The following is an 11,698-nucleotide window of genomic DNA, read 5'->3' on the forward strand; positions in this document are numbered from 1 at the left end:
AGAGTAAATTAAGTGATTATGAGAACAGCCGCTCCAACTGATCGCACAATTGAGAGATATTTACGTGATCGTGCTCAATCGTTAGATCGACGTAACCATCCCCTCGAAACGCTCTGTCTAACTCTATCAGTACATGAGTACGATGCGCTTCAGGTACAAACGAAAGCTCAACTTCTTGTAGTCCAAATAATGCACGTGAGTTTGGTCGGTATTCTAATTCTTGGTAACAACCAGAAACAGACTGAAACTCAGACGCTCGTAAATAGCCCTTTTCTACATCCGCTTTCACTAAATGGAAGCCTAAACGCTCCATCGCTGTCATACATGCTTTCACCGCTTCATTTGGATAAATGTGTAAAGCATCTTTGTCTGACGGATCGATTGCTAAATCAATGTCTAAACCAGTTTCAATCCAAACATGACAACGGTTGAAGCCCGCATTGATTTCTGTGATTGGTGTTTCTGAATGAAGTCGAGCTTCAAAAGGAATAACTTTTTCTTCGCCTGGGCCTATCGTGAAATTATTACCTACACGCCAACGGTCAATAACATGATTACTAAAGTATTCTCCGTCTTCCCCTTCAACCTTAACTCTTGTCATTAGCGCAAGCTCTAAACCTGTTACTTCTTGGCTAACGTCACCGCCTTTTACTACAATTTGCGCTTGAAATTTCTGTCCCGGGTGCAAATGCTCTGTTTCCAATACAGTATCTACTTTTGCCGCACCGATACCGACAGATGCTAGGATCTTCTTAAACATTACGTCTCCTGTCCGGTATGTCCTTACCTGCATCATAACCATATTTTTTCCAACTTGTCAGCGAAAATTTATAATTTATATATCAGGAGGTTTTGGTACACTGCTCATATCTTGGATAAAAATTTAAAGTTATGGAACTGCTCTATTTTGCTGTCGCATTTGCATGCGGATTTTCTGTTTATCAATTAAAGCTTCCTCCTTTGATTGGTTTTTTGATGGCAGGCTTTGTCTTAAACCTACTTGGCCATAAAACCACGGACTTACTTACCCAACTGGCAGATCTTGGTGTAACGCTGCTGCTTTTCAGCATCGGCTTAAAGTTACGAGTTGGTAACTTAATAAAGCCTCAAGTTTGGGCGCCAGCGAGTATGCATATCATTACCAGTACGGCGTTTTTCGCTAGCCTGTTGTTGATGCTAGGGGCGATGAGCCTACCTTTATTTACCGACCTAGACTGGCAAAGTGCTTTATTGGTTGGCTTTGCATTTAGCTTTTCCAGTACCGTTTTTGCGGTAAAAGTGCTGGAAGAACGCGGTGAAATGGCAAGTCTTCACGGTAAAATCTCAATCGGTATTTTGGTTATGCAAGATATCTTTGCAGTTATCTTTCTCGCCGTCAGTACGGGCAAAGTACCCAATATTTGGGCACTGGCACTGCTTGTAGTGCTACCGCTTGTACGCCCAGTTATGTTTTGGGTATTAAGCCGCTCAAAGCATGGTGAGTTACTTCCTCTTTTTGGCTTCTTTTTTGCGTTAGTCGCAGGTTATCATGCCTTTGAATTTGCGGGTCTCAAAGGTGATCTCGGTGCGCTGATCATGGGTATGATTTTTGCTCCACATAAAAAAGCCGGTGAGTTATCAAAATCACTACTGAATGTAAAAGACATCTTGCTTGTTGGCTTTTTCTTGAATATTGGTTTGAATGCCACGATTACACTGGATGCACTTTTAATAGCGATTCTACTGGTAATTGTTCTACCGATTAAAGTCTCACTTTATTATCTTTTCACCAATATGTTCAAATTGCGTGCTCGTACATCGCTATTGAGCGCTTTTACACTCACTAACTATAGCGAGTTTGGTCTTATCGTGTGTGCCGTTGCATCTGCTTCTGGTGCGGTTGCTCCTGACTGGTTAGCAGTCGTGGCTATTGCTGTTTCTATTACTTTTGTGATTGCGTCTCCGCTAAACAAACGCTCGAACGAAATCTACGTTAAATTAGAGCCTTGGTTATTAAAGTTTGAAAGCCAAGACCGCTTAGAAGAAGAGCTCCCCGTAAACCTAACCGATACCAAAATCGTAATATTTGGCATGGGAAGAATTGGAACAGGTGCTTATGAAACGATACAAGCTAGCTTCCCAGACACCGTTGCAGGTGTAGATATTAAGCCAGAGGTAGTTGAAAAACATGTATCCAGAGGCCGCAGAGTATTGACCGCTGACGCAACCGATCCTGACTTTTGGCAACGTGTAAATCATTCTGAAGTAGAAATGGTAATGCTCGCGATGCCAAAGCATATGCAGAACATTTACGCACTAGAACAGCTCAAAGCATCGGGTTATAACGGCCAAGTTACCGCCATTGCGAACTATCCTGATCAACAGAAAGAATTAGAAGAAATGGGTGTGAATTCTACCTATAACTTCTACCTTGAAGCAGGTAGTGGTTTTGCAGAACACGTAAAAGAGAAATTATTTACTTAAATTAGATATTGGTTCTCAGTATCATAATTGGTACTGAGAACTATTTTCATATTCAGATCATTGTGTTACGTCTAGACGTCTATTTTTATTGTTTCATTCCTCTCATTATTCGATTTACAAAGCTTTACATCCAAGATGGTAATTTGCCCCGACTTCAGAGTAAACTGATCACATCGGACATGGCGTAAGTATCTATTTTATGAACATAAATTGATACCGAATGCCTTTTGAACATCGTGTCACTGGATTGTGAACAAGCACTACCTCTGGGGGTTTTATGATTAAGAATAAATCTAATGGTCAATTTTCTGCAGTAGTGGATGACGTCAAGGCTGCGCCTTTTTCAGACCTCCAAGAAAGACTAGACGCAATTCAGGACAGCGGCATGACAGCGCTGGCAATTCGCAATATCCTGTTTCATAAAATGCTCGATATGCATGCGGTACCAAACGATCATTATTTAAGAGATGAAGAAACTCCGAGCCGTTTAGACGATCCAAAACTAATTGAGAAGTTAAATGAGCTAGGCTTTTTCCGCAGCAAGCCTTCATCGCAACTACACTAGTAAAGATTTAGGGAGCCTACTCTCCCACATAGGCTGACAATGCCCGTCGTCAGCCTATTTTCCTCTTCCAAGCACAAGCTTTCACCTCTTTCACAAGCATCCTAATAAAGTAATAAATAGCGTAAGCTATTACGGTGATTAGCAACACCAATTTTTCCCTGCAAAGAAGTGGAGCTGAGTAACCGAGATCAGTCACCCTGCGAAGATTTTAGTGGTGGGTTATTTTTCTTTTTCGGTAATAACGTTTTCCAAGCCTGCTCAAATGGCTTCAAATAAATCGCGGTCAGTGAATCATGCCCTGCATCATATTGTCCGACTCCAATGGTAATTTTACCCGCACTCGAAGCCTTAATCAGCGAGCCATACATACGGTCCCAAATGGCTAGCGCTGAACCTAAATTGGTATCAAAATGGATTGGATTGTCACTGTGATGCACTTGGTGTTGTGCCGGACTAATAAACCAATTCTCTAACTTATCACCCCAACTCAGCCAGATATGTGAATGCCTTAAATTGGCCCCAAAGATATTAAATAAAAAGACAAACGCATTCGCACCAAGAATATCGTACATGCTCAAACTACTGCCAAATACGTAATACCCTATTCCGACTACTATCCCCTGAGTTAATGCCATACGACAGGCGTACAGGTAGCTTTCAACGGGATGTGAGCGATAAATGGTAAAGGGAGTCAGGACTTTTGCAGAATGGTGTACCTTGTGAAACTCCCAAAAGAATGGGATTTTATGTAGGATCAGGTGCAGCAAGAACCGAGTGAAGTCATCGACTATAAATAAAAATAACGTAAATAGTCCAATCACCAGCCATTCTGGCGCTTCAAGATGTAACGCTGGACCAAAAAGCGCTTCAAGCCCACCGGATAACCCTAGCGCCACCGGTACCATAGTCAACACGATAGGCGTGAACGTCGCCGCCTTTATCAATCGATTTGTGACCAATAAACAGTAATCGAGCTTGGCGCTTTTGCACCACCACACTTGCTTGGGAAACAGAAACTTTAAAAAACCTTTACCAGAGCGCGCTTTTTCTGTGGCGATATAAACAGGAACAGCCATCAAAATGGCACTAAACAAGTATGGCAAATACACTCTTTTATTGGCATCGAACAAGTAGCCTGGGAGTTCAGTAATGCTTTGCCATAATTGCTCTAACATAGTCATTTCCATCAAAAAGAAATAATGAGTTCATATATTTTTGGAATAGCTCCATAGGTCTAGCGACAGGCGCCATGAAGCTGCGGCCCTTATTTTAAGAGCCGCATAGACAATCAATTAAAACTGGTATTTATAGCCTAAACTAAATTGTCTTGGTTTGCCTGGGCGCGCGCCATACGGGCGGCGACTGACAATTTCTGCTTCATCGAACAAGTTATCGATTTTAGCATAGATTTGACCATACTGGCCTAGCTCGTAACTTGCAGATACATCAACGATGGTTGTGTTTGGCACCTTTGCGCCTTCAAGTACAAGCTCAAAGTCTTCAGTGCTTCTGCCAGCAGCTTCGCTCATCTCACTGATGTATTTGATGGCTACGTTAACTTTCCAGTCACTTGCTGCGAGGCCAATGTTAAAAGTGGCTTGATGAGATGGTAAATACGGAAGCTCATCACCATTTTTAATATAACCCCATTGTGCGAACGTTGTCGCACGCTCATTCTGGAATTCACCTTTCGTATAGGTGTAGGTGAGACTATAAGGGATATCCAGTTGAAGGTTCAAAGGGTAACGTTGTGCAAACTGCATTTCGAGACCGTAAACATCCACCTCACCGCCACTGAATTGCTGATCTTGCTGGTCATCAACACCACAATTAGACTGACCACAGCTTTCGTTCAGATTCTCATAATCGTTGAAAAAGCTCACAATCTCAAACTGAGTCACACCATCATTAAAGCGCCCACCAAATTCGTAGTTAACACTCTTCTCAAGCTCTATATCTGGATCTTGTTGTGGTGAAGAAGGCACAAAACCTTGGTGCACACCAAATAAAAGACCGGCATCATCAGAAAGCTGATAGAAACCACTTAGGCTAGGTAGCCAAATACGGGTGGTTTTATCAATCCAAACATCGGCATCTTTATTATCTTGGTAAGACATGTCCATCAGCTCGCCACGAAGACCAAGGCCGAGTGTCAACGCATCAAGTTGTACTTTGTCTTCTAGATATACCGACCACGCTTTAGTATTTTCAGTATTCAGTGATGTAAACTGCTTTGAACCCTCTAGCAACACAGGTGAACCACCTTCCATTGCATACGCTTGCTCAAAGTGTTTGCGCTCAATTTCATCTTCGTGGAAACGCACACCAACTGCGATGTCATGAGTTAAATTAAACAGGCTAAAGCTGGTATTGGCATCGACTTGAAGACCTTGAGAGAAATACTCACGATCATTAGTCCCCATATTCAAAAAGATATTTGAACCTGCAACGACAGAATCCCTTGCCCCTGTGATCACGCCGTACTCATTTGCAAAAGTCTCTGGGTTTGCCATGATTTTTGAAAGGGATGGCCCACTTTTACTACCTAGACTATTAAGCTTAAGCCAAGCTCGCTCATAGTCATTACGGTACAGCCTTGTTGTAACGTTAAAGTCTTTGCCATCAAGTACATGAGATAACATTACCTGAGTATGCTTGGTATCCATTTCTGCAGGCTGAGACGCTGCGTATCGACGATACGGGTTTTCAGCAAAATCAGCATCCGTTAAACCTAGGTAGGTTTCATCGGACAACTCGTCGGCATAGCTGAGTTTTAAGCCAAATGTATGGTTTAGCTCACCTTGAGAAAGTTTATAATTAAACTTAGCTAATATATCGTTCTTCTCAAACCCCGTATCACCACCGCCATCAAGCTCTTTAAAACCATCGGCCTGTAGATTTACCGCTTCGAATAAGAAGCCGACATTATTTACTACTGAACCGTAGTAACCGTGTGCTTTGGAATAACCGTCGCTGCCAGCCGCAACATCAATACCGCCTTCTGTAAATTCTGGCACTTGGCGAGTCACTAAGTTGAGCGCACCAGCAACTGTTTGCGGACCATGCTTGATAGCCGCTGGCCCTTTGAACACCTCAACCGCAGTCATACGAGTCGTAACCGGAAAATAATAAGCAGCCGGCGCAGAATAAGGAGCTGGGCCAATGAGCACACCGTCTTCCATAATGGTGATTTTTTTGCTTCGCTCAGGTGTTACACCACGAAAACCAATGTTTGGTCGCAGGCCATAACCATCTTCTTCACGAATATTAACACCAGGTACATTAGAAAGAATACGGTGAATATCGTCGTATTCGTATTCTGCCAACTGCGCTTCTGACAACAAGGTTGCAGAGCCGGCTTCTTTTCGCAATTTATCGTGATGGCTGATAATAGAGATATGCTCAATATCTTGATTATCATCCGCAGCTTGCGCTTGAGGTAGTGCAAAAATTACCGCCACCGCTAATAAAGATTTCTTCATGTTCATGCGCTTAGTCATTGTCACCTGCCGAAGTTTGTGGAAGTTCTAGGGCGAGCTTTTCGATAAACTCGGTCTTTAAATCATCCGTCACTTTTTTAACGTCTGTATGCGTTTGCGTCACTTGCTCTGTAGAACCTGCAAGCTCAGCTTTCAGGCTCGCATTCATCGCAAGCAGAGTAGCTTCTGCCTCCGCTAGCCCTGCAAGCATGCGCTCTTTTACATCACTACCGTTCTCAGCATCTAAAAAGTCGTCAAAGCCCAATGTATTCTCAGCATCTTGGCCATTACCAGTGAAGATGTTTCTAAATGCTCTGATGTTAGCAAGTAAATTCTCTTTCGAATGTTCTGCAATTGGCGACTCCACCGCTTCAGGGCAAGCCTCTAAACCACACGCATTCGGAAAACCTAGGCCTAACGGCGTCGCTATTTTGCCGTCTTTTAGCTCTTCGGTCATGTAAAATAGCGCCTTTGATATTTCATTGAGCGCTAAGTGAGGCGTGTCAAACGGTGACCCTGGTTGTCCTGCATTAACAAGTTTAGCTGCGTAGCCATTTTCTCCAGTCCATTGAGACAGAAGTGAACTACTCTGTGCTTCAATGTCTTTAGCCACTTCAGTCGCAAACTCACAACGCGCAACCGCTCTTTCCTGAGTTGAACGGCTATTCCATGGTGCCAAAGCATCATTCACTGACGAGCAGTTGTGATCAAGGTTGGCATTGAATAGAAGGTGCTCTAAGGCAGTTAAGCCTTTACGGTTTGCAGTACGCTCAGAGATATTATAAGGATTGCTAGCATTACCGTTAATAACGCCATCCTCAAAATACACCACATCCAAGTCGATATCACATAACGAGCCTGTAGCGGGCCAAACATAAATATTATTTTTAAGCTCTTTACTATTGGCAGTAAGTGGACCCATTTGCATCAATTCAACATACTGCCACCCAACCATAGCGTTGCGCCAACTTTGTTGAGCATTTTGCTTTAACGCAGCGGTATTTTCAGCCAGTACTTTTTCAGCACTACAATAACTCGCAACTTCAAGTTGTTGTGTTACAGCGAGTTCATTGAATTGCTCAATTGCAGGGGTAAGCACATTATTCACAAGGTTATTTACCAAGGCTGCTTCATCAAATTGCGTAGGTAAAGTTGGGTTATCCGTTCCAGAGTTATTATCCTTCACTCCAGGTCCTTGGCTACTTGAAGTACTTTCACCACAACCAGACAATACCAAAGCCACTGCGACGGCAGCGGCACTTAAACGTTTAGATACTCTCATTTGTATTCTCTATTATCTATATACAACAAAAGGTTAGCAGAATTAACGGCTAACCTTTTAACGTTATAAACGAAAATTTAGATTACCAGCTGGCAACATTCTCAGCATCGAAATCATATGCAGTTGCAATGATTTCTCGCGCTTCCAATAAAGCAGTCTTATAAGCTTCCACTTTATCTGCCGCGAATTCAGGCTTATCACCCATTAATTCATGGATTTTAACAAAATCTGCATCTGTAACAGGAGAAAACGGATTAAACTGGAAGTTTAATGCGAAGCCTTTCATTTCAGACCAGTGCTTTGCTACTGCATAGAATTGATCAGCATCAAAATCACCTGATGCGATATCATCTAAATCACCATCATCATTTGAGATTGTATCATTGATATAATGCACAACGGTTGCAGCGATAGACTTTTCCCATGCTAACAACGCTTGATTACGCAATGCTTCTAAGCGTGCTTTGTCCTCGTCTTCCCACTGCGCAACATTAGTACCAACATTAGCGTTGATAAGTTTACGCGCTTCAATAAATGCTAATTGTGCTTCAGCGCTGAAGTCTGTTGGGTTAGCGTTAGATTTAGTGCCACGGTCACGCTTTGCTGCATTGGTTGAGTTACCAAAGTTAAATTCAGATAGTAGATCGATTTTGCCGTCATTATCCAAATCATGATAACCACTTGCATACGCTTCACGGCCACCTTTAGCTGAAAGTTCATCGTCTGTGTAGTCTAGATAATCAACAGCAGCACCGAAATAGCCATAGCCTTCATCAAACTTGTGTTCAAGTTCAGTGTAGCTTTTGCCATCCGCTAATGTCGCGTTATCAGCTGACTTTTCACCAATGAGTAAATCATCTAGATAATCGTCCGCACCTTGAGAAAGCGATACTGCACCGTTTAAGTGTTTTTGCATTAGCTGGGCAAGATCAAGGCCTTCCGGTGTTACATATAGTTTGTTCAGCGTGATAGCTGTGCCATTATGCTCTGCTTTGATTGTTGAGCCATTTTCAAATTGCTGAAGTTGCGCTTGTAGCAGGTCTAAATAGTGTAGGGCTAAACCTTCAGGTGTTTTTGGCTGTGTACCAAAGTTAACCCAACCAGCCATGACACCATCCTCTTCCCATGCTTTATGCATATTAGAGGTATCACGTCCCGCAATTTTACCACCTTCGCCAGCGACGTTTTTCAGTGAACTTGAAATTTGTCCTAATGTAGTTTGTGCAGCGTTTGCGGCAACAGCGAAATCAAGGGTTTCATCCAAGACCACTGTGTCTGTCGGCATTAAGAAGGTTTTAATCTCAGTGATTGCCGCTTCAGCTGTTTTTTGCTCCGCCGCATTACCCACAGTTTCATTATTAAGCTTACCCATTAGGCTCTTAATATGAACCATAGCTGCGTGACGTGCGATTTGGCCAGAATAAGAAACTGAAGATTCACCTTGTGTGTTATTAAAGGCATAGCGGTTTACACCCGCTTTGTTTTCTTCAGCAATTTGTTGAACAGCAATTTCAGCTTCAACTTCTGTTTTTTCGCCTTTGCTGTCAGTTGCCGTGATAGTTACCGATACTTTACCGCCTTCAACCTGTTCGAAGTTTAGTGCGTTTGCAGCTTTGAGCTTAACCGCACCGTCAACAATTTCAAAACGGTTGTCAGAGATGGTTAGTGTCAATGCACTTACTTCATCGCTATCGTCAGAAAAAGAGATATTTGCAACAGCAGCACCAAGCGTATCCTCAGATACTGATGCACTGTCTACGGTAATAGTAGGTGCAGCATTGGTGGCTGGAGGTGGTGTTGTGTTGTTATCATCGTTGTCATTTGAGTTGCTGCTAGAGCCACCACATGCGGTGAGGCCTAAAGTTGCAGCGAGAATAGCAGTCGTTAACAGAGACTTTTTAAGTGCCATTGAATTGTTCCTTTGAGACTAATTATGTTTATATTTTCATAACTAGGCGTAAAGTATACACACACCTAAATAGCAATCAATATTATTTGCATTGTATAAATAACAATTTTTTTAAAAATGCTACGTAACAGCTAACTACTCCAGCGCTATCACTCGTGAAAGAGAATGCTGATACTCCATATAAAACAAAGGGATAGCATCATAAAAATGACATTATCCCTTTGTATCAGAAACCTGTTTCACAAATTTCTCCGAATTGAACATTCGAAAAATCCGAAGTATCTTTGCGTTAAATCAAATTGTTACTTTTTAGTTCCAAACGTCGGTAACAAATAAGTAACCCTGACGCCAAATCGTTTTGATCTTCTCTGGACGACTCGGATTATCGTGTAGCTTTTTACGCAAGCGAGAGATGCGAACGTCTATTGTCCGAGTATCTGGGCGATAATATTTGCCAAGGATCTGCTCGTATACAAAGTCACGTTTCACTACTTTGCCGCCATTGCTCGCAAGTAACCATAGCAACTCAAACTCATGGGTTGTGAGGTCAATGCGCTCCTGCCCATAACTCACGCGCCTGGTGTTTTTGTCGATATGCAGCTGGCCAAAGCTTAATTGCTCTGGCTCATCGTCAAACTGCGAGTTTGCAGCTTGCCTTCTTAACACTGCATCAAGTCGAGCTCGCCATAATCTAGGCTTTGCGTCTTTGGAAATAACTTCGTCAGCACCGAGCTCTAAAAACAGGCTGTGAACATCCTCGTCATCGCTGTCAAGACTGACGATCACGGGAGCTTTAAATCTTTGTCTAAATTGGCTGATTGAATCGCAGGTTGGTACGGATGCGATAGCTTGATCAAGCACGATACCGTTAATAGATTTCCCTGAAAAACCGTTCAATTGACCTAATTCCCTCAACAACTCAACAGTATAGCCTTGCTCTTCAAGCATTTTTTGTTGTGATGTCAATATATTGTTATTGCTTTGTGCAACCAAGATAGTGGACACGGACGCACCTCATTCATTCAACATGGATGAACACAGTGTAGTCACGCAACCTGAATGGATGCTTTACAGCGTAAATAATCCTTTTGCCGTATCCCAAAGTGCTTTAACAACTGGGTCATATAACCGTTTATTCTTAGTTACAAGTCCAATTTCAATTTCATCCGATCTAAGCTGTAAAAGCTGAACTTGATTCTTAAATGGACTTTGACTAATTACTATCTCGGGGACACACGCAATACCAAACCCTAAACTCGCGAGCGCAACCATAGCTTCATGACCCGAAACATGCGCATAAACTTTAGGAACAAAATTGTGTTTTTTGCAAAAGTTATCGATTCGATCTTTTAACACGCCTTGCTCTGGCATAATAAAAGACAGCCTCTGCCACGGCATTTCGCTATGACTATATTCATCAATAATAGACTTAAGCGGACAGTCCATCGTTGGGCCAATAAACACCAATCTCGAACGGCCGATTGGCAAGTACTCAATACCGTTCGGTAGATGTTTTGGCTTCACTGCTACCGCAACATCTTCCTTACCACTAGCCACTTCTGCTATTGAATGCGCGGGATCACCAGTAATAAGATTTAACTCTACTTGCGGGTACAGATGGCGAAACTTGGAAAAAAGATCATAAATAAAACTGTAAGTCGCGGTCACTGAACAAAATAAACTCAGCTCACCAGTCAAAGGCTTATCATCGTCAACGCATTCACTCTTAAACTGCCGCCAGCTTGCTAATGTCGCTTGCGCGTAATGAACAAACGCCTTGCCTTGCTGAGTCAACTCTACGGTGCGATTATCTCGTAGGAATAAAGGCGCGCCAACTTCCTCTTCTAACTGCTTGATTTGACGGCTTAATGTCGGAGGACTTACAAAGCAGCGTTCACTCGCCCGAGAAAAATGCAGCGTATCTGCAAGTGCCAAAAAATATTTAAGTTGTTTGTGATTCATAGTATTTCACCTTTTGAAACACTATAGTTCAAATATAT

9 protein-coding genes are annotated in these 11,698 nt (G+C 42.5%); 2 read left to right on the forward strand and 7 right to left on the reverse strand.

Going from position 1 to position 11,698, the window contains the following annotated elements; translation table 11 throughout:
• Positions 1-16: 16 nt before the first annotated feature.
• A complete protein-coding gene (locus GSF04_RS15835; protein WP_010605088.1) occupies positions 17-760 on the reverse strand; it encodes a sporulation protein in 744 nt (247 codons plus the stop codon).
• Positions 761-891: 131 nt separating this feature from the next.
• Between GSF04_RS15835 and GSF04_RS15840 the strand changes: the two genes are divergently transcribed.
• On the forward strand, positions 892-2,463 hold the full coding sequence (locus tag GSF04_RS15840) for a cation:proton antiporter family protein (protein WP_045963476.1): 1,572 nt from the start codon (positions 892-894) through the stop codon (positions 2,461-2,463).
• A 277-nt stretch (positions 2,464-2,740) separates the two neighbouring features.
• A complete protein-coding gene (locus GSF04_RS15845; RefSeq protein ID WP_010373837.1) occupies positions 2,741-3,028 on the forward strand; it encodes a hypothetical protein in 288 nt (95 codons plus the stop codon).
• Positions 3,029-3,216: 188 nt separating this feature from the next.
• Here the strand turns inward: GSF04_RS15845 and GSF04_RS15850 are convergent, their stop codons facing one another.
• The 6 genes from GSF04_RS15850 to ilvY form a co-directional block, all read right to left on the reverse strand.
• On the reverse strand, positions 3,217-4,203 hold the full coding sequence (locus tag GSF04_RS15850) for a sterol desaturase family protein (RefSeq protein ID WP_211857818.1): 987 nt from the start codon (positions 4,201-4,203) through the stop codon (positions 3,217-3,219).
• Between the two features lie 117 nt (positions 4,204-4,320).
• Entirely contained in the window at positions 4,321-6,528 is a 2,208-nt protein-coding gene (locus tag GSF04_RS15855) for a TonB-dependent receptor (RefSeq protein ID WP_211857819.1), read from the reverse strand.
• The gene (locus GSF04_RS15860; protein WP_211857820.1) at positions 6,521-7,789 is read right to left on the reverse strand and encodes an imelysin family protein; all 1,269 of its coding nucleotides are present in this window, start codon (positions 7,787-7,789) and stop codon (positions 6,521-6,523) included. The genes GSF04_RS15855 and GSF04_RS15860 overlap by 8 nt, the downstream gene beginning before the upstream one ends.
• 82 nt (positions 7,790-7,871) lie before the next feature.
• A complete protein-coding gene (locus tag GSF04_RS15865) occupies positions 7,872-9,698 on the reverse strand; it encodes an Ig-like domain-containing protein (protein ID WP_211857822.1) in 1,827 nt (608 codons plus the stop codon).
• Positions 9,699-10,007: 309 nt separating this feature from the next.
• Positions 10,008-10,703 carry a response regulator transcription factor gene (locus GSF04_RS15870; protein ID WP_211857824.1) on the reverse strand — a complete coding sequence of 232 codons (696 nt, stop codon included), beginning with the start codon at positions 10,701-10,703 and terminating at the stop codon, positions 10,008-10,010.
• A gap of 63 nt (positions 10,704-10,766) precedes the next feature.
• Positions 10,767-11,660 carry an HTH-type transcriptional activator IlvY gene (ilvY, locus tag GSF04_RS15875; RefSeq protein WP_010605095.1) on the reverse strand — a complete coding sequence of 298 codons (894 nt, stop codon included), beginning with the start codon at positions 11,658-11,660 and terminating at the stop codon, positions 10,767-10,769.
• Between the last annotated feature and the right edge of the window lie 38 nt (positions 11,661-11,698).

This window comes from Pseudoalteromonas sp. A22, from assembly GCF_018141345.1.
Classification (GTDB): Bacteria; Pseudomonadota; Gammaproteobacteria; order Enterobacterales; family Alteromonadaceae; genus Pseudoalteromonas; species Pseudoalteromonas maricaloris.